Origin of the sequence: Coprothermobacter platensis DSM 11748 (genome assembly GCF_000378005.1) — a bacterium.
Classification (GTDB): Bacteria; Coprothermobacterota; Coprothermobacteria; order Coprothermobacterales; family Coprothermobacteraceae; genus Coprothermobacter; species Coprothermobacter platensis.
Window position 1 is genome coordinate 1,096,265 of sequence record NZ_KB899040.1, and the last position, 23,992, is coordinate 1,120,256.

General features: G+C 41.7%; 18 protein-coding genes. 12 read left to right on the top strand and 6 right to left on the bottom strand.

The features are described from left to right. Positions 1 to 68: 68 nt before the first annotated feature. The 3 genes from pcp to D890_RS07625 are packed head-to-tail and all read right to left on the bottom strand — an operon-like array spanning position 69 to position 2,308. Positions 69 to 689: a pyroglutamyl-peptidase I gene (pcp, locus tag D890_RS0105955; RefSeq protein ID WP_018963601.1), complete on the bottom strand. Its 621-nt coding sequence runs from the start codon at positions 687 to 689 to the stop codon at positions 69 to 71. A 21-nt stretch (positions 690 to 710) separates the two neighbouring features. Further along, a complete protein-coding gene (locus tag D890_RS0105960; RefSeq protein WP_018963602.1) occupies positions 711 to 1,637 on the bottom strand; it encodes a DUF979 domain-containing protein in 927 nt (308 codons plus the stop codon). Between the two features lie 44 nt (positions 1,638 to 1,681). Then, the gene (locus D890_RS07625; protein WP_018963603.1) at positions 1,682 to 2,308 is read right to left on the bottom strand and encodes a DUF969 domain-containing protein; all 627 of its coding nucleotides are present in this window, start codon (positions 2,306 to 2,308) and stop codon (positions 1,682 to 1,684) included. 193 nt (positions 2,309 to 2,501) lie between these two features. On the opposite strand from D890_RS07625, the gene D890_RS0105970 reads away from it, so the two are divergent. The 11 genes from D890_RS0105970 to D890_RS0106020 all read left to right on the top strand — a co-directional run bounded on the left by D890_RS0105970 (position 2,502) and on the right by D890_RS0106020 (position 17,021). Then, positions 2,502 to 4,475 (top strand): oxidoreductase, encoded by a 1,974-nt coding sequence (locus D890_RS0105970; protein ID WP_018963604.1) that lies wholly within the window; start codon positions 2,502 to 2,504, stop codon positions 4,473 to 4,475. 26 nt (positions 4,476 to 4,501) lie between these two features. Then, positions 4,502 to 4,792, top strand: a complete 291-nt coding sequence (locus D890_RS0105975; RefSeq protein WP_018963605.1) for a glutaredoxin family protein — start codon at positions 4,502 to 4,504, stop codon at positions 4,790 to 4,792. Between the two features lie 97 nt (positions 4,793 to 4,889). Then, positions 4,890 to 5,279 (top strand): ferredoxin-thioredoxin reductase catalytic domain-containing protein, encoded by a 390-nt coding sequence (locus tag D890_RS07630; protein WP_018963607.1) that lies wholly within the window; start codon positions 4,890 to 4,892, stop codon positions 5,277 to 5,279. Positions 5,280 to 5,309: 30 nt separating this feature from the next. Then, the gene (rd, locus tag D890_RS0105985; RefSeq protein WP_018963608.1) at positions 5,310 to 5,471 is read left to right on the top strand and encodes a rubredoxin; all 162 of its coding nucleotides are present in this window, start codon (positions 5,310 to 5,312) and stop codon (positions 5,469 to 5,471) included. Positions 5,472 to 5,651: 180 nt separating this feature from the next. Next, positions 5,652 to 7,283, top strand: a complete 1,632-nt coding sequence (gene pruA, locus D890_RS0105990) for an L-glutamate gamma-semialdehyde dehydrogenase (RefSeq protein WP_018963609.1) — start codon at positions 5,652 to 5,654, stop codon at positions 7,281 to 7,283. Positions 7,284 to 7,365: 82 nt separating this feature from the next. Further along, a complete protein-coding gene (locus D890_RS0105995; protein ID WP_245533157.1) occupies positions 7,366 to 8,742 on the top strand; it encodes an MFS transporter in 1,377 nt (458 codons plus the stop codon). 107 nt (positions 8,743 to 8,849) lie between these two features. Continuing rightward, complete coding sequence (locus D890_RS0106000; RefSeq protein ID WP_018963611.1) at positions 8,850 to 9,347, top strand: hypothetical protein; 498 nt, start codon at positions 8,850 to 8,852, stop codon at positions 9,345 to 9,347. A gap of 68 nt (positions 9,348 to 9,415) precedes the next feature. Next, positions 9,416 to 11,779 (top strand): copper amine oxidase N-terminal domain-containing protein, encoded by a 2,364-nt coding sequence (locus D890_RS08075; protein WP_018963612.1) that lies wholly within the window; start codon positions 9,416 to 9,418, stop codon positions 11,777 to 11,779. Positions 11,780 to 12,050: 271 nt separating this feature from the next. Continuing rightward, complete coding sequence (gene hcp / locus D890_RS0106010) at positions 12,051 to 13,691, top strand: hydroxylamine reductase (protein ID WP_018963613.1); 1,641 nt, start codon at positions 12,051 to 12,053, stop codon at positions 13,689 to 13,691. 165 nt (positions 13,692 to 13,856) lie between these two features. Next, positions 13,857 to 15,743: an aldehyde ferredoxin oxidoreductase family protein gene (locus tag D890_RS0106015; protein ID WP_018963614.1), complete on the top strand. Its 1,887-nt coding sequence runs from the start codon at positions 13,857 to 13,859 to the stop codon at positions 15,741 to 15,743. Between the two features lie 240 nt (positions 15,744 to 15,983). Beyond that, the gene (locus D890_RS0106020) at positions 15,984 to 17,021 is read left to right on the top strand and encodes an acyltransferase (RefSeq protein WP_018963615.1); all 1,038 of its coding nucleotides are present in this window, start codon (positions 15,984 to 15,986) and stop codon (positions 17,019 to 17,021) included. A 153-nt stretch (positions 17,022 to 17,174) separates the two neighbouring features. On the opposite strand, the gene D890_RS0106025 is transcribed toward D890_RS0106020, so the two are convergent. Together D890_RS0106025 and D890_RS0106030 are read right to left on the bottom strand one after the other, a co-directional pair. Next, positions 17,175 to 19,337: a copper-translocating P-type ATPase gene (locus tag D890_RS0106025; protein ID WP_018963616.1), complete on the bottom strand. Its 2,163-nt coding sequence runs from the start codon at positions 19,335 to 19,337 to the stop codon at positions 17,175 to 17,177. 80 nt (positions 19,338 to 19,417) lie between these two features. After that, positions 19,418 to 20,080, bottom strand: coding sequence for an O-methyltransferase (locus D890_RS0106030; RefSeq protein ID WP_018963617.1), 663 nt, complete (start codon positions 20,078 to 20,080; stop codon positions 19,418 to 19,420). 133 nt (positions 20,081 to 20,213) lie between these two features. Between D890_RS0106030 and D890_RS0106035 the strand changes: the two genes are divergently transcribed. Beyond that, a complete protein-coding gene (locus D890_RS0106035; protein WP_040363577.1) occupies positions 20,214 to 21,662 on the top strand; it encodes a cobyric acid synthase in 1,449 nt (482 codons plus the stop codon). 251 nt (positions 21,663 to 21,913) lie between these two features. On the opposite strand, the gene D890_RS0106045 is transcribed toward D890_RS0106035, so the two are convergent. Beyond that, positions 21,914 to 23,914 carry a hypothetical protein gene (locus D890_RS0106045; RefSeq protein WP_018963620.1) on the bottom strand — a complete coding sequence of 667 codons (2,001 nt, stop codon included), beginning with the start codon at positions 23,912 to 23,914 and terminating at the stop codon, positions 21,914 to 21,916. Positions 23,915 to 23,992 lie beyond the last annotated feature (78 nt).

The window sequence follows — 23,992 nt, forward strand, 5'->3', positions numbered from 1 at the left end:
TTGCTTCACGAGTTTTTACACATAAATAGGCGAGCCATATGACCCGCCTATTTATACAAAAGATGTTATTAACTGAGAAACGTGGATGTTTGCTCTATGGCTATCTCTAAACCTCTAATTATAGTTTCCAATGACATGCTGGGTCGAGCAGGTTTTGCACCCGCAGCTTGTTCCAGTATGAACGGTATGTGGATGAAACAGTTAGGAACATTAGGACGATTGTTCCTCAGATAATGCGATACGCCATAGAAAACTTCATTGCAGCAGTAAGTACCTGCGGTGTAAGACACAGAAGCAGGAATCATCCTTTCTACCAAAGCATCTGCAATTTTTTCTACGGGTAACGAGGAGAAATAAGCAGCAGGGCCATCTTCTACAACAGGAGCATACCTAATTTGATTGCCCTCGTTATCTGGTATACGGTAGTCTTTTACATTTATGGCAACCTTTTCCACGCTTAGCTCTACTCTGCCGCCAGCTTGTCCGACATTAATAACAGCGACAGGATCATACTTTTCAATAAGTTTTACCGCTTCTTCAATGCACTTTACCGTAACAACGGGAAGTACGCCTGTAACCACATCCAAATTCCCAATATGCTCACCTTGCAACCGATTAACAGCGAGCTGAGCAGGGTTTACTTTCTCACCACCGAAGGGCTCAAATCCTGTTAATAGAATGTTTGCCAATTTAATCACCTCCAAGTTTGACTAAAACAGTATGAGATAACCAAAAATCAAAATGGTTACCCACATTATGATCGCTACAGGAGCTTGCTTTTTAATGACGCCGAAATTGTCTTTCATACCAAGTAATGCCACAGGCACAATATTGAAATTTGCAGCCATAGGACTTATAAGCGTACCACAGTAACCGGCAAGCATCCCTAAAACCCCTAATATGGCAGGATTAGCACCATGCATTTGAATGACCAAAGGTATGCCAATCCCAGTGGTTATGACAGCAAAAGCAGCAAATGCATTGCCCATTATTATGGTAAACAACGCCATGCCAGCGAAGTACGCTATTAACGTACCTAATGCGAACTGTGTGGGAACCACAGCAGATATAAGCGATGCAACGACAGCTCCAACCCCCGCAGCATTAAATACCGCACCTAAGGCAGCCAAGAGCTGAGGGAGCGTGGCAGCAGTGCCCACTGCATCTGTCAATCTTCTGCCTTCTTGCATAGTATTGGTGAAACCTTCTCTAAACATTACCATAGCCACTAATATGGCAACTATGGATGCTATGCCTAAACCTATTAGAGCACCTAACTTCGTAAACTGTGCTACGGCAAATGTAACAATAGGAATAATCAAAATAGGTATAAACAAGCTGTTCCCCCACTTATCTCGCTCGCGATTTCTTATTTCCACGTCAGGTTCTCTATTTGACCCCACCTTAACCCCTCTTAAGCCTGAAATCAATGCCATAATAACAATGAATACCCCGACGACAATATTGGAAAGGTGGATAATCGGAGCCATAAATGTTAGACCGAACAAAACCCAGAATAGTGCTGTCGTAAAGCGCGCTTTATTACCTTTATCCAATAATGTGTACACAGAAATAGCAAGTAACAGCAAGCCTGTTATGAAGTAGATGATTTCCAGCATATCTGTTGTATTAAGCATTGGTAGTCACCTGCCTCTCAGAAAAATACTTCCTTATTCTTCTGTCAAGCATGGCGTACTGAATGGCACCATATACCAATAGGTATTGCGTATTTTGACATGGTCAGCAGATCTACAGAAATGCCAGCTTCTTTAAACACACCTTGAATCAGCAAAAGTCCGCTTGCTGCAACAAATATGTTTTGACCATAGAAATTACCATAGTTTTCTGAAGAAGCCGAATACCCCATGAGGTCTTCATATAAATCCTCAGGAATTTCTTGTACTCCATATTTCGATTGCACAGCGCCAGTAACCATGGGAGCCACCAATGGCCTCACAAACTGAGCATGCCCACCTAAGCGCAAACCTAAAGCCCCTATCAGGATTCTAATACCCAAGTAAAGAGAAAGAATTCTGCCAGCCGTAGCCGCTTTTATGGAGCTTATGAGCTTCGCAGCTTGTTCCCTAAGACCATGCTTTTCTGCTAAAGCGATAGCGGGTAATGTTAGAACGAACAACGACATAGACCGATTGTCCACAAATGCTTTTCCCATAACATCAAGAATCTGGATGAAGTTCATTCCAGACAGCAAGCCTGTCACAATGCCTGCCACCAAAACGATGAGAAGTGCATCAACCTTGAAAATGAAACCCACAACAACAATCAGAATACCAATCAGTTTAATCACCGGTCATCACCCCTTCATAAAATGATAGGACGCATATATGTACAAGATGTTGTATAACTTAACTTTACACCAACCTCCTAAATCTATTTTGCATGAAATATTTTAGCCATGTAATATTTTTCCATAAATATTGACTTGTTAATTTTTATAGCTTAAAATCTAAATTGTCTTTGAGGAAAGGAGGTTTTCTCAAGTGGAAGAAAATGTTAACCAGAAAAACATGAACACTCCAGCCTTTAGAATGTTGTTTTCACCCATCAAAATCAGAAACGTTGAAATCAAGAATAGAGTTGTGTTTCTACCACATTTGCCACTTTATGCCGATCAATACTTTGCGCCCACTGACAGAACTATGTACTATTACACAGAAAGAGCTAAAGGTGGTGCAGGACTCATTGTAGTTCCAAGTGTTATCACACATCCATCAGGATTGTTTCCAGGCACACATGCAGGATATATGGAAAGCAATGTACCCAAATTCAAAAAAATTGTTGATGAAGTTCATAATGATGGAGCAAAGATTTTCGTACAGTTTTCGCACATGGGCAACCAAACAAAAAGTGTGGAAACATTTAGGCCATTGTGGGCTCCTTCTGATGTTCCTGATTTAACAGTAGGTGAAGTACCAAAACCTTTGACCATCGATGAAATACATGAGCTCATCGAATCTTTCGTGTTTAGTGCACAGCTCATGTTGCAGGCAGGTTTTGACGGAGTCGAACTTAAAGTCGCTCACGACGGCATTTTAGGTCAGTTTGTCTCCCTACTGAAAAATCAGAGGAATGACCAGTATGGTGGTTCTTTGGAAAACCATGGCCGCGTAGTCGTGGAAATATTGGAACAGATAAGACAAAAAATAGGCGATATACCTCTGGGTGTTCGCTTGAACATTAATCGCTATATGCCTGGTGATTATGGTGTTGATGAAGCAGTAGAATATGCAAAAATGTTCGCTCGGGTAGCAGACTATATAAGCACAGATACAGGTACTTGGGAGAGCATTGATATGCTTGTTCCATCCATGAACGTACCGCAAGGCTTTTTACTGCCTGACGTCGCGCGGATCAAGCAAGCCATACCCGATAAAGTCGTAATTGGAAATGGTCGAATCGTATGGCCTTCTATGGCAGAAGACGCTCTTGAAAATGGTTATTTAGATATGGTCGGTATGGCAAGAGCTCAAATTGCTGATCCTTACTGGGCTAAGAAGGCTCAAGAGGGCCGTGACGACGAAATCAGAGGTTGTCTTGGATGCAACCAGAAATGCATGGGAAGGCTATTGCTCAATCTTCCCATAAGCTGTGTGCAGAACCCCACATCTGGACATGAAGAGGAATATGGCGAAGATATCCTTTATAAAAAGACGGAAACACCGAAGAAAATTGTTGTAATCGGCGGCGGGCCTGCTGGCATGAAAGCCGCAGAAATCTTTGCTCGTCGCGGTAACGATGTCGTGCTTTTCGAAAAAGACAACATTTTGGGTGGTAGAGTGCGCTGGGAAAGTGCTCTGCCTGGTCGCAGAGGAATGTCCGGGGTTAGTAGGTACCTAACTACGATGCTCTCACGTCTGCAAAACGTCCAAATCAGAATGCAAGAAGAGGCAACAGTGGAAAAAGTGTTGGCGGAAAATCCTGACATCGTTATTGTAGCCAGTGGCTCTTCCATAGTTACTTCAAGACCAGAATTCTTTAGTACCATGGATGTCGTTAGTGGAAAAGTAAACCCAAACAGCGTCCTTGTGTTGGATAACGACTCCACAACAGAAGGAGCAGCCGTAGTTGAAATGTTTTTAAAACAAGGGGCCCAAGTTCATTGGGTCACTCCCTCTTTCTTCAACGGTCAAAATATTACAGCGCCCATATTACTCGACGATTTTAAACGCTTAGCCGGTAATAGTAACCTTGAGACCCATCCGATGGAAGTAATTACAGAATTCAATGGCGACAAAGCGACATTGGTGAACATCTACATGGGAACGCAAGAGACATTAACAGATATTGACGCTGTTGTAGAAATCGGCGTAAAGAAAGCGAACAACGAACTTTACTATGCGTTACAAGGTAAAGTTCCACAACTGTTCATCATTGGTGATGCGGCAGCCCCACGTGATGTGGCCTGCGCATTAGAAGATGCAGTGGGCTTGTCTAAGCTCGTTGAAGGTGCTTAACGTCATGTTCTATAAGGAGGCTTTTTATGGACATTAAAGAGGTAGAAGGAAAAGATATAGGCAATATCATGCTTTATGCTTTAAGTACATGCCCTTGGTGCAAGAAGACAAAAGCATTGCTCAATGGCATGGGCGTGAAATACAGTTACGTTGACGTAGATCTACTGCCTGAAGATGAAGAAATGGCTGTAGAAGAAGAGCTATCTCACTGGACAGATGATATGGCATTCCCTACGCTAATCATAAACGGACAGAAAGTTATTGTAGGCTTTAGAGAACAGGAGATACGTAGAACGTTGGAGTCGCTTGGGGCATGAGCGGTTACACAAAAGAAGATGTAGTGCAATACTACAATAAGTTAAAAACGCAGGCCGAAAAGTCCGGATACTTGCTCAATCCAGATTTAGATTTCAAATGGGCATAGCGGAATCGCTTTTGATAAACGAACAGCGCTATGGTTACCCCCTTTGTCCATGCAGACTTTCAGGGGGAAGCCGCGAAGCAGATCTTGACATTATTTGTCCATGTGATTATCGAGATCCTGATTTAGCAGATTACGGTCGCTGTTACTGTGCTCTGTATGTATCACCCACAGTAACGGAAGAACAACTTGACGGCCCCATTCCAGAAAGACGCCCATCAAAAGAAAAGCGGCAAGCACCTAAAAAAGAAAATGTGGAGAACGATATTGTCATCTGGCGTTGTAAAGTTTGCGGTTACCTTTGCGCAAGACCACAACCACCAGAGGTCTGTCCCATATGTGGTGCAAGTAAAGATAGATTTGAACGATTCAATCCAAAATAGGGTATGTATTTGAAAGGAGGTGACAGAGAAATGCAGAAGTACAAATGCAGCGTATGTGGGTATGTTTACGACCCCGCAGTAGGTGATGCTAGCGCAGGTGTAAAGCCAGGCACGGCGTTTGCAGACCTTCCAGCTGATTGGGTATGCCCCGTATGTGGTTCATCAAAAGATAAGTTTGCTCCGATGAATTAAGGTCTTTTCTACCCGTTACGCGAGGAAGGTTCATCCAAAATTGATGAACCTTCCTCTTTTTATAGACCGCGTTGTTCTTGTCTCCTCTTTCTTTACGTTTAGTTAAATTCAATTTCATTTTTTGGTAATATATAACAAGGGTGGTGTAGAAACTTCCCTTTTCAAAGGAGGTAATAGACAATGAGCGATGCTGGTTTTCACATTCCAGTACCAAAAAATGAAGAAGTACTTTCTTATGCACCGGGAACACCTGAAAGAAAACAAGTTAAAGCAGAGCTAGAGCGCCAAAGCAACACTACAATAGAAATTCCTCTCATTATTGGTGGTAAAGAAGTCTATACCGGTCGCACAGGAAAAATTGTCATGCCCCACGACCATGGTCACGTACTTGCCACTTATCATAAAGCTGGCCCTGAAGAAACGAAAATGGCCATAGATGCAGCCCTGAAGGCAAAAAATGATTGGGCTAACATGCCATGGGTAGATAGAGCATCCATATTTCTTAAAGCTGCGGAATTACTCAGCAAGAAGTATAGACATTTGATAAATGCAGCAACCATGCTTGGACAAGGGAAAAACGTATATCAAGCAGAAATTGATGCAGCCTGCGAGAGCATCGATTATTTAAGATACAATCCTTATTTTGCTTCCTTAATCAATCAGTGGGAACCCGTGTCCGTAGGCGACAGTTTCAACAGAATGGAATACAGACCACTGGAAGGCTTCGTTTTTGCTGTTTCGCCATTTAATTTCACTGCCATAGCAATGAACTTGGCCACCGCTCCTGCTCTAATGGGGAACGTAATCGTCTGGAAACCCGCTTCAACCGCAGTGCTATCCAATTACTACGTTATGAAACTTCTACAAGAAGCTGGCGTTCCCGATGGCGTGATTAACTTCCTGCCCGGTTCTGGACCTGATATCAGCGACACAGTTTTCAGCCATCCATATTTTGCTGGTCTTCATTTCACCGGTTCCACTGCTACCTTTGACAGCTTCTGGCAAACAGTGGCACAGCACATGGGATCATATAAGACATATCCACGTTTGGTAGGAGAAACAGGCGGTAAAGATTTCGTTATAGCGCATCCCTCTGCTGATGCAGATGCTCTAATTACGGCTCTTATTCGTGGTGCCTTTGAGTATCAAGGTCAAAAATGCTCTGCCGCTTCCAGGGCTTACATAGCAAAATCTGTTTGGGACAAGATAAAGGCAAAACTGGTGGAACAAACAGAATCTATCCTCATGGGAGATGTCAGAGACTTTAGAAATTTCGTCAATGCAGTCATTGATGAGCCTTCCTTCGACAAGATTATGGGCTATATTGAAAAAGCGAAGAACTCCAATGTAGCCCAAATAATTGCAGGCGGTCAAGGAGACAAGAGCAAAGGCTATTTTGTAAGACCAACCATTATTGAAACGCAGGACCCACACTTTGTAACCATGCAAGAAGAAATTTTTGGTCCCGTGCTAACGGTATATGTCTATGAAGATAGCGATTACGAAAACGTGTTACAACTTTGCAATGAGACGTCTCCTTATGGTTTAACAGGAAGCATTTTTGCTAACGATCGAATGGCTGTGGAACAGGCTTATGAAACTTTACGCTTCGCAGCCGGAAATTTCTACATAAACGACAAACCCACAGGTGCCGTCGTCGGTCAACAACCTTTTGGTGGTGCTCGTCGTTCGGGTACCAACGACAAAGCCGGTTCACCTTTCAACCTGATGCGTTGGATTTCACCGAGGACTATAAAGGAAAATCTGATACCACCTACAAATTGGACATACCCATTCTTGCAAGAAGAATAGACCTTACAGAAAGGGGAGAGACCTTAACTTGGGTATTTCTCCCCTTTCTGTGCCCCTTTTAGAGACCGTGTATCATTATTCTGTGTATGCGGAAAAACGTTATGCCATTCTTTTTGCCGTTCTTATAGGCAATCTCATTAGTTCTGTAGACGGAAGCATGATTAATGTCCTACTTCCATCCATCAGTAATAACTTTTCTGTGCCACTATCGACCGTGCAGTGGATTCCCGTCATATACTTACTTGTAGTCAGCGCCACATTACTCCTTTTCGGTAGAATAGGAGACATCCTTGGCTACAGGAAGCCTTATTTGTGGGGTTTGGCCATATTCCTTATATCATCTTTACTTGCGGCATTATCACCTAACATAAATGGGCTCATCATTGCAAGAGCTATTCAAGGCTTGGGAGCATCGATGGTCATGTCTGTTGTCTTAGCCATGATAACAGCTATCTTCCCCTCCAATGAATTGGGAAAAGCTATGGGGTTAACAACATTATTCATTTCTGTTGGTTTGGTCATGGGACCATTTTTAGGTGGTTTGCTTACCAGCTTAATAAGTTGGCGCTCAGCATTCTATCTTGACGCTGCCATAGCACTCGTTGGAATTTTGTTAGCTTTCCTTTATATTCCTGATTTCAAAGGCATTATTGAAAAGATCGATTATGTGGGCGCATTTTATATCTTTGTTGCTGTTTCCGGATTGATTTTCTTCATAAGCATGTTTCAACAATTTCGCTTTAATACGCTGAACCTGTTGGTTCTCATCGTTTCGCTAATAGCCTTCTATTTATTTCTGCGCCAAGAAAGAACGAATTCATCTCCATTAATCAAGATCGAGCTTTTCAAGAGTACGTCCTTTTCAATGGGGCTGCTGGCATCTTCTTTAGCGTTTATATCGCAGTTTTCCCTCACCTTTGCCCTTCCCTTTCATTTGCAGCGGTTACTGAACTGTCCACCCTATCTAATAGGCATTGCCACGGCTATTTTCCCTTTAGTAAGCATGGTCAGCGGACCCATCAGCGGAACATTAAGTGATCACATGTCCAGTAACATTTTGGCTATCTGCGGCAGTGCTGTTTGCGCCTTAGGCATCCTGACAATGGCGATTATTCCACAAGACAGTAGTTTCTTGTTAGTGCTTGTTGCATTGGGCATATATGGAATCGGTTCAGGTATCTTCCAATCTCCCAACACCAAAGTTGTAATGTCTGCTCTTCCAGAAAATGCTCTCGGTATTGGCTCAGCAGTTCTTACCATGGCAAGGAACATTGGGATGGCGTTAGGCATCGCATTCGCCAGTTTGCTACTTTACAGAGCCGTTTCCATACCAATTATGAACAAACCGTCGTTAGTGGGAACCGAAGCTTTATCTTTCTTAAAGGGACTCCGTTATGTTTATGTTTTTAGTGCCGGTTCATCCCTGCTATCTGGACTATTCGCTTTGTTCTCAAAATAGTGTAAAAAGAGTATAAATAGGCGCTTCATTACCGATAAAAAGTCTCTGCACTGGGTATAAAATTAACAAGCACGTGTTTAAGCTATGGCGTGCAGGAGGTCAGAAAAATGAAATCATCAAGGCTGCCAATTATCATCGTGATTATTGCGTTACTGGTTGCAACACCGTTTCTGAGTAAGATAGCAGGGGCCAACACAAACAAGATTCAATACAAGAACACCGATTTTGGTTTTACTTTTTCTTTGCCAAAAACGTGGGAAGGATACCAAGTAGTAATGCAAGAATGGCAAGGTTATCGTACGGATAAGGTTTCTAATGGTCAGCCCGATGAGAAAGGGCCTATCATCGTTTTACGCAACCCGAAATGGACAGCCAGCAGCCCTTATCAAGACATACCTATCATGGTGTTTACACATGCACAGTGGAACAATGTCAATAGCGAATTGCTTTCCGTGAGCGCGGCACCAATGCCACCTACAGAGCTCGGAGAAAACTCAAAATACGTTTTTGCACTTCCGCCAAGATATAACTATGCTTACCCCAATGGTTGGGAAGAAGTAGATCAAATTATTAACACAAAACCGCTAAAAGCATTCGAACCTTAAACATACTTTTATCACCTTTTCTCTCACACCTCCTGATTTATAATTAGCACTAAGCAGGAGGTGTGAGAATGTTTAAGAAAGCTTTTGTTTGTTTAATGGTGTTTTGCTTGTTGCTCTTTCCTATAGTTAGAGCAGACGAATCAGATGTTCCCACTGATCCAACGGAACCAACAGAAACCGATGAACAGAGATTGCCAGAAATCAATATAAATCCCCTTTTGACTTTCCCTAATGGGGCAACCATAAGGTTTTATGTGGACCAAAGTTGCAGAGGTACCCACATTATTGGAGATTTCGACGGTGATTATGAATCAATGAAAACATCTTACGAAGATGGGGCACTCACTTCAACTATAGAAAAAGGCGGAAGATATTTTGTTGATTGTCTTGACCAAACACCTCCCATGTTAACGCAGGACGATCCGAGCTACCTATATATTTATGATGTTGATGGTATAGGAAAAATCAGTTATTCTGATGATAGAACTCAGGTGAATGAAGACTCGTTTTCCATTCTAATAGATGGCAAACCAGCAACTTTGCATACCAAAACAAAGGATTTCATTACTTTCGACTTACCAGCCAATGTGAAAGACGGCAGCGTAGGTACCTTAACCTTTTCCGATAATGCTGGAAACCAGTTTACCGTTTCTAAACCAATAAAATTAATCCCCAGAACCGCTTATAGTTTTAGCATAGTGGACAGTGATTTTAATAACGTAGCCATTCACGTACAGTTCAATAACCCCAATATTGCCCATATTACGAATGCTGAAATTACTACGCAAGTGTCGGCTCCAAAACGTGAGCCTCAATTCAACACATATCAATGCCAAATAGACACGTCAAATAACATGATACACTGCCCTTTTTATATGCCAAGAAAAATAGGCAGTGCTGTTGAAAACATAGATAGTTTTGATATCACGGTCGATTACGACAATGAGCCCGTACCGTTTAATGAGGACACAATCTCTTTGTTTTCGTACGTGCCCCATATAATTGAACCCACTTTAGAAACAGCCACTGTCTATCTGAGTCAAGATGCTGAAAACATAGTTATAAAGTGGAAAGGGTGCGACGCACCTAAGTTCGATGGAAATTCAAAGAATTATGTGGGACATATTACGCAGTACATAGTTAGTGTAGAAAGTGAAACCGACATGCAAAAAACCTATGTCCAAGACAATGATAACTTTAATATTTTCTTGCAGCAGCCTTCGTACGTAGATGAACAAGAACACATATTACAATACAAATTGCCTGATACATCCATACCTGCTCTCTATAAGGTCTCCTTAGAAGTAATCACTGACTCAGATATAACCAGTATGGTTGATGTTGGTAGCATTGCTATATCTCCGAAAACACCGACGAAGCTTACGGCCAGTTCACCTTACGTCATAACAGGAGTTTTATTGGGAGACGACAACAGCCTCACAGACTTGAATGGCCCTGTTTCTTTTATGACTCCAGAAGCATTTTTGAATTATGCTTACTACACAGCGGTGTCCACTCAGACAGGTCCATCCATATCTTATGGCCCGCGTGAAGACAAACCAATTTTTACTGCAACAGTGTCAGCAAACATACCAAATGTTCCAACTGCCACTGCAGAAGTTCTGTATGGAGAGACATTTGCATGGCAGGTGTCTCCCACTGTTGGAGATTGGACACTGTCTGATATCTTAGTAAATGGGATTTCAACAAAACAAGCAGACCCCATAGCCTTTGAGAACGCTCTATCGACTGGTCAGCTGTCCATCGATAATGTTTACTTTGATATGGATGTGAAGTTGATTTATGACAAACCAGTCAAAAACGCAAAGATTTCCATCTCCTTATCCAAAGGAGGATCTTTATCTCCTAAAGTAAATACAGCTACTGTGGGAAGTACATTACATTTCACAGTAACGCCCAGTGTCAATTATGAAGTGGGACAAATAACAGTAAATAACACAAATATCGGTTCAGTAAGGAGTTTTGATGTGGCAGTGAAAGGCGATACAACAATATCTGTTGTCTTCCAGCGAACAGCCACCGTACTCGTATTAAAAATCGGTAACTCCACCATGAGCGTTAATGATGATACCAACATAAAGCTTGATTCTCCCCCTATTATAAAAAACAGCCGAACGCTGCTTCCTATAAGAGCGGTAGCCGAAGCATTGGGTGCACGTGTAGCATGGGATGAAAGTACGAAAAAAGTAACCATAACATCATCCTCCATAAAAATAGAAATGTGGATAGGAAAGAACACTGCAAACGTGAATGGAAAACAGGTACCCATAGACAGCCAAAATCCGACAGTAAAACCTGAAATTATTAACGGTAGGACCATGCTGCCCGTAAGATTTGTAGCAGAAGCACTTGGCGCAAACGTGATATGGGATAACTCAGCGCAGACAATCACAATAACAAAAGAGCGATAACATCTCAGTCTAGCGTTCTTTTCTATTGTTGCCTTGTTTCATCTTACGAGGAAAGCTGCGTTAATAAAGGAAACAAGCAGCTTTCCTCGTTTTTTATTAAGCCAGCAGTTGGTTCTACGTAGTCTTTACGTTATTCAACATAAGGGCATCACTCAATCCAGCATTAAAATCCTTGGTTTCCATTTAAGCCCTTACTTTCGCTCCTACTTCAACCATTGGCAACGTTTCATATGTTATAATTTAGTAATCGAAAAAAGGAGGATCACCATATATGGATATGTTCTGTTACCAGTGTCAAGAAACCACGCAGGGGAAAGGCTGCACGAAAATAGGCGTTTGCGGAAAAATCGCCGAAGTAGCTAATCTGCAAGACTTACTCATCTTTACCTTGGAAGGTATAGCAAAGCTAAATCTTCAAGCGCGAAAAATAGGTATAAACCAAGAAGAAGCAGACCGCTTCATCGTGGAGGGACTATTCTCTACTGTGACCAACGTTAACTTTGACAAATCATTCTTTATTGAGAAAATAAAACAAGCTGTGGCATTACGTGATCAAATCAAAGACAATCTGGAAAAAGCAGGCACCAATCTAGACAAAAACGACAAAGCCATCAACTGGGCTTACCAAAGCGACGCTGATATAGAAGCACTGGCTCCACAAGTAGGCATACTTGCCACCCGTGATGATGATATAAGATCTTTGCGCTCCTTGGTTTTGTATGGTCTAAAAGGTATGTCAGCCTACGACTACCACGCGTACCAGTTGGGCTATAAAGACGACTCCATATTTGAGTTCATGGAACAAGCACTATCCAAACTTTTAGACGATACATTGACTGCGGATGACTATGTAACACTTGTATTAGAAACAGGCAAATGGGGCGTTAACACTATGGCGCTCTTGGACAAAGCCAACACCAGTACCTACGGCAACCCAGAAATAACCCATGTCAGTATCGGTGTTCGCAACAACCCTGCCATCCTCATAAGTGGACACGACCTAAAAGACTTGGAACAACTTCTGGAACAAACGGCAGGCAGTGGTGTAGATGTATACACACACGGAGAAATGCTTCCTGCACAGTATTATCCATTTTTCAAGAAATATCCTCATTTTGCAGGGAATTATGGAAACGCTTGGTGGATGCAGGATAAAGAATTTGCATCATTCAACGGTCCCATTCTTATGACGACGAACTGTCTTATTCCTCCAAAGGAGAGCTACAAAGACCGCGTATATGCAACGGGCGTAGTAGGTTTCCCCGGTATTAAATACATACATGAAGGGCCAGATGGTAAGAAGGATTTCACAGAGATCATCGAACACGCAAAGAAGTGTGAACCACCTACGCAAATAGAAAGTGGCGAGATTGTAGGTGGATTCGCTCATAACCAGGTTTTGCAGCTTGCAGATCAAATTGTCGATGCCGTAAAGAGCGGTGCCATAAAACGTTTCATCGTGATGGCTGGTTGTGACGGGCGCATGAAGAGTCGAGAATACTACACAGAGTTTGCAAGGGCCCTCCCCAAAGACACAGTCATTTTAACTGCCGGATGTGCAAAGTATCGCTACAACAAACTGAACCTAGGAGACATTAACGGCATTCCACGTGTACTTGATGCCGGTCAGTGTAATGATTCCTATTCACTGGCTGTAATCGCTTTGGCTCTTAAAGATGCCTTCGGGCTTGATGATATCAACGATTTACCCATTTCTTATAACATTGCTTGGTATGAGCAGAAAGCAGTTTTGGTGTTGCTGGCACTCCTCTCTTTGGGTGTAAAGAACATTCACCTCGGACCTACGTTACCAGCCTTTCTCTCTCCAAATGTTGCAAAAGTTCTTGTCGATAAATTCGGTATAGCAAGCATCACAGATGTCGAAGACGACATGCAAATTTTATTAGGGTAACAATTAAAAGTCTTTAACTTAGGGTGGAGTTGCAAACACACCATGCTACGCCACCCTTTATGGTAAAAAAATCTTACGCACTTCTTTTTGTGTAAATCCATAGGCGTACTCATAAAAGTGTTATATTTTAATAAGAATTTAAACTAAGCGGTGAGGTGGGTACTTATGGAAGGTGTGTTCGGGAGAGTGTTAGAGATAAATTTGTCTTCAAACGAGATTCAAACTAAACAAATAGATGAAACAATCATGAACAATTACCTTGGAGGCCTTGGATTAGCTACACGCCTCCTTTTTGATAACGTAAAACCTCAAGTTGATCCTCTTTCAGAAGAAAACGTTCTCATCATAGCCCCTGGGTTGCTGGTTGGAAGCGGTCTCCCCACCGCTTCAAAGACCACACTCACATTCAAATCGCCACTGACTAATGGTTTTGGCAGAAGCGTGGCTGGAGCATATTTAGGCGTTGAATTGAAAAAGGCTGGTTATGATGCTCTCATAATAAAAGGGAAAAGCGCAGTGCCTGTTTATATTTTCATAGACGACGATCATGTAGAAATCAGAGACGCATCCTTTTTGTGGGGCAAAGACACCTTGGAAGCTCAAGCCATGTTAAAAAAAGAACTTGGCAACGTAAGGACTGGTGCTATTGGCTACGCTGGTGAAAAATGTTCTAAAATTGCCGGAGTAGATTTTGAAGAAAGGCAAGCAGCTCGAGGCGGCGGTGGCGCTGTAATGGGAAGCAAGATGCTCAAAGCCATAGCTGTCAGAGGAAGCAAAAAACTACCTTATGATGATCCGGAAACATTAAAAAACTCCATAAGAAAATGGACTAAAAAAATCGTAGGAAGCCCGGTAGCAGACCTCGACATGAAATATGGCTCAGGAGAATTCTATGAATGGGTAAACAAAATCATGGGTGTTTTCCCTGTAGATAATTGGCAACAAAGCTACTTTGAAGAGAGTTTCAACGCCCATCCGGAGGATAAATCGCATCTTGATCCTTACTACTGGTCACCCTTGTACACAGAAAAGTTACACCCCTGTCCAAATTGCAACAAACCTTGCGGCCGATATCTCTCTTTTACCGAAGGCAAATACGCTCCCCTCAAAGTTGAAGGAGTGGAATACGAGCTTCTCTATTCTTTAGGTGGTGCCCTTGGCATAGAAGACATAGAGGTCACAGCCAAACTCAACGACATTTGTGATAGAGCTGGACTGGATGCTATATCAGCAGGCGTCACCCTTGCCTGGGCTATGGAAGCTTACGAAAAAGGCCTTCTAACAAAGGAAGATACTGATGGAATAGACCTTACCTTTGGTAACGGTGATGCGGCTGTGGAAGCGATGCAACGTTTAGCTAATAAAGAAGGAAATTTGGGAGAATTACTGTTTAATGGAGATAAGGAAGCATCACGCAAACTTGGTAAAGGCTCTGAGAAGTTTGCGCTGGAAATTAAAGGCATGGAACCGCCAGCTTATGATGTCAGAGGATTAAAAGGTATGGCCTTGGCACTTGCGGTTTCCGTCAGAGGCGCCTGCCACCTCACGGGTGGCATTTATGCCGCAGAACTAACGAGCTCTTTCTGGGAGCTCACAAACATTGATAGACTCTCTTCCGAATGGAAAGGGTATGAAGTGAAAACAGGTGAAGACTTCATGACTGTTTACGATACATTAGGCCTGTGCAAGTTTTCCCGGAGTTTATTCTGGTTAGAAGACGACGTTTCAGATGCCATAGAATCGATCACCGGCAGGCACTTCAACATTGAAGAACTTATGGCTTTAGGTGAAAGAATCTATAATCTGCAAAGACTTTTTAACGTCAGAGAAGGATTTACCAGAAAAGATGACTATTTACCATATCGCATCACCCACGAACCCATAGCGAATGGCGTTAGCAAAGGATCTTACGTTTCGGAAGAAGAGTTTCAAGATATGCTTGACCAGTACTACATGACAAGAGGATGGTCCAAAGAAGGCGTACCGACAAAGATGCACTTGAAGAGACTGGGCCTTTCCAATGAAGCAGAAGACATGGGCGCACCCGTGTAAAACCGTGTTGGCTTTACTGCGGATTATTAGCATTTCTTGATAACATACCTACACTGGATTGAAACGTTGGCCCAATAAGGGGACAAATCTAAGAGGTATTGGTTTTTTACCTTACCTATAAGGGATTGAAACCTATGCTGCTATTGCAATAACTTTGCCGGTGGCGGCTTTTTACACTTGCCCATGATAGGCAAAGAGTATGCAGAGTTGTCTTGGTATAATTGAACAGGTTGGCAACCAATGAAAAGGTTCAAGGAATTCGACATACTGAAAGGCATTGCTATTACGGCGGTAGTACTCATACACGTTACAAGCCATGGTACCTATACATTCGATCCTACCTCGTATTTATATTTTATTTATCTTCTTGCTAACAGGCTCTCGCAGTTTGCTGTGCCCGCATTTATTTTCGCAAGCTGTGTTCTGCTTTCATATATTTATAGGAATGATTTTAGAACTATTACTTTTGCAAAGCTGAAAACCTTTTATACTAAGCGCTTCATCCGGATAATACCGCCCTATGTGATATGGACACTAATATATCTCATTGTAAGAAATATAGAATCAAACGGTTCCATTGCAATCACACTGGAAAACTACTCAAACTTCCTTCTACGAGGTGACGGGTATTACCACTTGTATTTCGTTGTGGTTATATTGCAGGTATATATATTCTTGCCCTATTTAGTTCATGTCATATCACACGTTAATGTGAATTTTCAACATATTCTCTTGCTTTCCACTGTCTTACAAATACTCTGCTATTATACATACAGCTTTTACCTTATAAAATATTTTCCCCGAAATACACGCGTCATTATTTGGTACATAGCACTTATACTGATAGGCGTCTGGATAGGCACAAACTATGAAACGTACTCCAAGAAAGAAAAGAATGTTAGAGTATTCCTTCCTGTAGCCATTATTTCTGGTGTGTTATATACCTACCTATATCATCTTTCAAATATGGGCCAGCACGTTTCATCGGGAATGTCTACATCTGTCTGGTACATATATGTATCCTCCATGTCTTTGCTACTTCTGTACATATCTAAAAAAGTCAACACCAGACTATTTGAAAAAGCAGGGCAGCTGTCTTTCGGAATATATCTCATGCATCCGTTATTTTTGTTTATGATGGATCGTTTATACGATGCAGGGAACATCATACTTTACAACATTTACGTTTTATTAGAATTCTTCGTTATTCTTACTTTGTCCTATGTAATAACCAGATGGCTTGAAACTACCTCATGGGGCAAATACCTTTTAGGTTAAACACCCAAGGCTTACCGCTTCTCATATTGTCAACAACGGAGACTCTATGCCATTATTTGCTGAATTGTTGTTAACCTGCTATACATTCTTTTGTGCTACAAGCCACATGCACAATATCGGCAGTCACATATACAGCAATTACCAATTATATTCTTATGTTTGCAAGGTTAAAGTTTGGCTATTGAATGCAACAATAACCGTACTAACCGACATAAGAAGGGCTCCTAAAGCCGGACTTATGAGAATGCCGGCGCTGTAAAGCACACCTGCCGCCAGCGGGATAGTAACAATATTGTAACCAGCGGCCCACCAGAGGTTTTGCACCATTTTTGAATAGGTCTTTTTAGAAAGTTCTATGGCAAGAGCAACATCAGATGGGTTATTCTTCACAAGCACAATATCTGCACTTTCTATGGCCACGTCACTGCCTGCTCCAACAGCGATTCCAATATCAGCCGTGGCTAAGGCCGGAGCATCATTCACTCCATCGCCAACCATGGCAACTCTGTAACCATTTGACTTAATCTGTTTTATCTTTTCAACTTTTTCTCCAGGCAAAACTTCAGCAAAATAATCATCTATGCCAAGCTCATTTGCAACTTCCTTTGCTACCTGCTTAGAATCTCCAGTAAGCATAAACACCTTTATGTTCATCGCCTTTAACTGCTTTACTGCTTCATACGATTCAGACCGTATACTATCGTTTAATAATATTCCACCAATCACTTTACCGTCAGATACAGTAAAGATTACCGTTTTGCCACTATTTGCCATGTTCTTTAGCTGCTCGTCTTCAAGTTTTATATCCAGTTCATTAAGTAAACTCATCCCTCCAACATAAACCTTTTTATCGTCTACCTGCGCCATGGCACCTTTGCCAGGCATTGCCATAAAACCTTCAACACTGGCAATGCTTACACCACGTTCTTGAGCATAAGCAACAACAGCCTTTGCAATACTATGTTCGGAAAGCATTTCAACTGAACTTGTCATTCTCAAAAAATCATCCTCTGATATATTTGTTACAACTTTATTGACAATGAGTTTGCCTTCGGTTAAAGTGCCTGTCTTATCAAAGACAACTGCTCGGACGTCTTTCAATTCTTCAAATGCCTGCCTGCTCCTAATAAGAATACCTTTGCTTGCACCAATGGATGTTGACTTAGCTATTACCAGTGGTATCGCTAGCCCTAGAGCATGGGGGCACGCTATGACAAGAACACTTACTGCACGTTCCAGAGCGAATCCCCAGTTCATAAGAATGGCCCATATAAACAATGACAAAATGGCAGCACCCATGGCTATATAGAAAAGCAAACCTGCAGATCTATCTGCCAAATCTTGAGTTTTAGATCGACTTTGTTGCGCCTGCCTTACCATGTTCAGCATTTGCGAAAGATAAGTATCGTCTCCCGTTTTTTCTACTCGAATTGTTAAAGCTCCTTCTTCATTTATTGAACCTCCTATAACTTCATCGTCTTTTGTTTTACTGACGGGCTTTGACTCGCCTGTCAGTAATGACTCATCCACCGAACTTTCACCCTGAGCTACTATTCCATCAGCCGGAACCTTCTCTCCTGGCCTTACTAGCACCAAGTTACCTTTCTGAAGATGAGAAATAGGAATGTCCTCAACATTACCACTCTGGTCGACTAAATGAGCAACACTCGGCATAATCTTTGCCAATTCTTCCAGAGCGCGAGATGCACCCATGACACTACTCGCTTCAATCCAGTGGCCTAAGAGCATAATAACCACTAAAGAGGCAAGCTCCCAGAAAAAGTTACTTCCCTGTATGAAAAACAAACTTGCCGTAGAGTAAACAAAAGCAACAGTAATTGCCGTAGCAATAAGTGTCATCATGCCTGGTTGCTTTTCTTTAAGCTCCATGTAAGCTCCGGTTAAAAACGGCCAGCCACCATAAAAATAAATGACTGCTGAAAGCCCAAAGGCAATATAATCCTGGTAAGGAATCTGAAGAGAAAACCCAAGCCAATCTTGAAACATGTTAGAAAGTAAAAGGATTGGTAAAGCCAGAATCAGACAAACCCAGAACCGCTGCCGAAAAGCCTGCACATTATGCATGTGCGCGTGATTCATTCCACCGTGTTCACTATGCATCATTTCGTGGCCTGTATGGTTTGTCATGTCCATGGTATGGTCCTGCATAGGCATTTCTTGATCCATGTGGTCCATGTGGTCCGTGTGATCGCCGTCATAGTTATGTTTCATTTCCATATTCGTATCATGCCTGCTATCTCCATGTGAACCAACAATATTATTTCGTTCACCATTTTCTCGCTTCTTCTCGTCCATATGACCTCCTCTAACTATCCCCAAAGCGTTTATTTTATATAGCTCAATTTATTATAGGCGAAACAAGTGCCACGTTTGGTTCATTTCTTCAGAGCAATCGTAACACCATCACCCAACGGAAGAATCACGCTTTCTAACTCCTTGCTACCAGCAAACATGTGGTTAAACTCATCTATCGGCTGCACTAAATGATGCCACTCAGGGTCAAGTTCTAAGACAGGAAATAAGGTATCATCAGCCACAAGAAGGCCTCCACTTCTTAACAGGCGCACGCATGGCTGAAATAACTTTGGATACAGAGATTTGTCCACATCCAGAAATATAAAATCAAACGTTCTCGTTAGCTGAGGGACAATAACTTCTGCATCGCCGATTAGTTGCTTTACTATGTCAGTCACACCTATTTTAGAAAAGTTATTTCTAGCTTTGGCAGCGGTCTCACTGTCCAGTTCGACAGTAGTGACTGCACCACCGTATGTTCTCGTAGCAAGAGCTAAGAATATTGTGGAAAAACCGATACTGGTTCCAATTTCGAGAATGCTCTCCGCATGAATCATATCTACCAGTAGTTGCAGCAGCGAAGCTACATTATTGCTTATAGAAGGAAAAGGCTGAGAAGTCTTATCCAACGTTGGCAGCTTGTTTCTGAATTCCTTAGTTTCCTCATCGTACACATCAGAAATGTATCGATTTATCTGTTCATCGTTCAGGGATACCTCCCCTATTTCCCACAGCTTCCACAAGTAGAAACTTAATCTTTAGACAGATTTTCCGATGCTCCATCACAAAGAGCGTTTACCATCTTTCTACATTCTAAGATAAAATCATTGATGAAGTCTAATTAAGGAGATAAATACAAAAGTGCAGGGTTGTTTAATGCTCCAAGGAACAGGCTCTGGTGTTGGTAAAAGTGTTTTAACAGCAGCGCTGCTTAGAATTATGAAACACGATGGGTTCAAGGTTGCACCGTTTAAGGCCCAAAACATGGCGCTTAACTCTTTTGTAACCAAAGATGGTTTGGAAATGGGCCGAGCTCAGGCTATGCAAGCAGAGGCGGCAGGCATAGAGCCCGATGTAAGAATGAACCCTATTCTTTTGAAACCCACTTCTGATACAGGTTCTCAGGTTATCGTAATGGGCAAACCGCTACAGAATATGTGCGCGGTTGATTATGAAAACTATAAACCGCACTTCCAAAGGATCATACTGGAAGCATTTAATAAACTGAAAAAAGATTATGACTTCGTAATTCTGGAAGGCGCAGGAAGCCCAGCAGAGATTAATCTCATGGAACACGATATCGTTAATATGGGCATGGCACGACTCATAGACTGCCCTGTTTTGCTTGTTGGCGATATAGATAAAGGAGGAGTCTTTGCTTCATTAGTTGGCACTTTAACGCTGCTCCCTAAGGATAAAGACAGAATAAAGGGCTTTATAATCAATAAATTTCGCGGAGATATCAGTATCCTTCAGCCAGGTTTAGATATGCTAAAAGAGATTACTGGTCTTCCAACTTTAGGTGTAATTCCATATTTTCATCTAAAGCTTGATGAAGAAGATACTCCATCAGAACACAGTATTTCTCAGGGTAAAGACATTGACATTGCCGTCATATTCCTTCCCCACATTTCTAACTTTACAGATTTTGATCCATTAACTTACTATCCAGGTGTGAATCTTCGGTATGTTAAGAGCGCAGAAGAGATAGGTAATCCAGATATCATCATTTTCCCTGGCTCAAAGAATACCATAGGCGACCTAGAAACAATAAGAAAAGCAGGCATAGTAGATAAAGTCGTTGACTTTTATCACAGAGGTGGCTATGTGATAGGAGTATGTGGTGGCTATCAGATAATGGGGAAGAAGATTTTTGATCCATTGAGCGCTGAAGCAGGTGGAGAAAGTGATGGGTTAGGCATTTTTGATATGGAGACCACATTTGAAAATGAGAAGCTGACGGTGAACGCTGAAGATGTGATAACAAAAGACGAAGGCTTGTTAAAAGGGCTTTCTAATGTTTTGGTAAAAGGTTACGAAATCCATATGGGGAGAACAAACGGAAATAAAAACGATATTGCATCTAAAAAAGAATTAATAGCATTAGATGCTTCAGGAAGAGCGTTAGGAACATACTTACATGGCATTTTTGAAAATACGCAATTTACAACATGCTTGCTGAACAACATAAGGCAAACAAAAGGCTTGCCTCCTATGAACGTGGACATCGATTACAAGCAAAAGAAAGAAGAACAATATGACGCATTGGCAGACATCGTACGAAAAAACCTGAATATGGAGTTTATATATAACTTGATGAAATAGCGAGCACGTACTTTTAAGGTCAACTGCCGCCATTTGACTTATTTACAGAATACTTCGCTAAACCACAAACGAATGAGATTATCAGAACATTAAAAAGTAGACAAAAACCTATAATAGAAAGTAATTCCATAAAGGTAAGCATCCATAGCAAAAACATCTTGGATACCCCCTTTTAGTTTGTCAGCAAAACTTATCGCATGCTCGTCACTGCCATTTGTTACTTTATGCATCCATCGTTGGGAATGTTTTCCTTACTGGTTCGTATATTCACTTTTGTCTTTTCTTGCCATAAGTAAGGCAATAGCTATAAGCAGTGCAGCAACCACAGCAGCCATAACCACAACCAACGTGCTTTCAGGGGTTTTTGGTTCTGTGCTTTGCTTTTCCTGTAAATTGAATGTAATGGCGCTGTTTTTAGGAACATTGTCAAAATATGACTTATTAGTGTACAGATAGGTTAGCATGTTTTTGCCAAAAGCTTCATCAAAAATAGTTCCTTTAAACTGTTGCTCGGATGTAACTATCTGGTTTATTTCCCTCATCAAGTTGGCTAAACCTATTTCCATAGTAGGAGTAAGTGAAATAGAAGATTTAATAGCACTCAGTTTTCCACCATTCATAGTTAAATTGTTCAATATATCAGAGAAATATGGATAAAGTAGATTCACCGTGTGCGAATCATCTGGTATGCCGAAAGCCTCACGCTGTTTTTGAATGAGTGCATTCTTAACGCCACTAAACTCCGTAGGCGTGAGATTCTTTCTAAAAGATAACGTAAGATTATAGCCATAAGGGGGCGTTTTTTCTAAAGAGCCATTTATTTGATAGTCTTTCTGGTTACTCTGAACATCATCTCCACTGAAATCTGTTAAGCCAAGGCCCATGTCGTATGGGACATCAAAATGAATTACGACCGTATGATCTTGCACCATAACCGATGGGACAAAACACTCCGTGAATGCCGGAGATACATACTTGGCTATACCTTTCCCCATAGCATAAGCCATAGCAATATTCACAACAGGGGAAACTGTAGTGTATGCTTCCTTGTCAAAGTACTTTCCTGCAATAGTAAGGAGCTGATTAAAATCAGCAAGTGCTTGATAAGGTCGATTTTGTTTCAAATCCGTTACCACAACGTATTCCAAGAAATAACCAAGAACTTTACCCTCGGTGGTACTTTTTATGGAAGAAACATTTTCCTGCATGGTAGTCATAGAATCTGGCGGCAAATTAATGTAATTGCTATCTAATTTCAATATCGCATCGAGCCCTTCCACGAAAGAACCAGGAGAACGATAGTGCGCATCGTAAATTTCTTTCAGAGTAATGTACTCGCCGCTGTTTTTGTCTTGCAAACTTATAGCTTTGTTTAGAACATTATTTACATAGTCCATAAAGGCAGACGTACTGTACCAATTTACAAAATCATCGAAGGAAGCTAATGGATTCTCGGGGAAGAGAGCCATGGCATAGTCAAACCAATCTTTGGCATTGCTTGTTGCTTCTGCTTTCAGCCTAAACGGGTTTACCTTTTCATACATGTAATAAGGAAGGAATTCCACCTCTATGTTCTGCAGAGGTTCATAGTTGGTGAGGTGGTAAACAACTTCGTTTCCATCAACCTTATATCCTCCTGGCGTAATACTTAACACGTTTGGAGAGGCCGGTTCATAAGGAAACTTAAACGTCATGTCAAGCGTGCCTATGGGACCTTTCCAGTAAGAGCCCGTATTTAGTACATACAAAAAATAACCCCCAGCCGCCATACTTTCGTAACTAACTTCCACGTTTTTCGTTTCATGCTTGTCAAAGGTCATGTTGAAATAAATCAGCGGGGCGTATTCACTTCCCTCTCCGGATGCCACAAAACTTGGCGTTATTTCTTTACCGTTTATTTTTACCTTCACTTTTAGCGATTCCAGTGAAATGGTCGTATCAAAACCAGGCTTGGTAGCCAAGCTGAAAGGAAAACCAACCTTTAGAGAAACCTTGTCACCGGTATTTACAAAGGTAAACTGAGCGTCCACATCGACCGCAGTGTTCACAGGATTATTTCCCTTATTGAATGTAATTACAAGGTTTTCTTTGGAAAGTTCAATACTGTTTTCTTGATATGGTTTAATATTGACACCCCCTATGAAAAACGGTGCAGTGTCTGCATGTGTCACCTTTATTGGAATTGTCACACTTACCAAACACAACATTAGGATAAAGCAGAGCCCTTTTCCCAGATTATGTTCTATTCTCAACAGAACACACCTCCCCATTCGTAACCATGCACAATATGGTCATATTATCTATAAGACGCAGATTGCAAGCGAAATGTC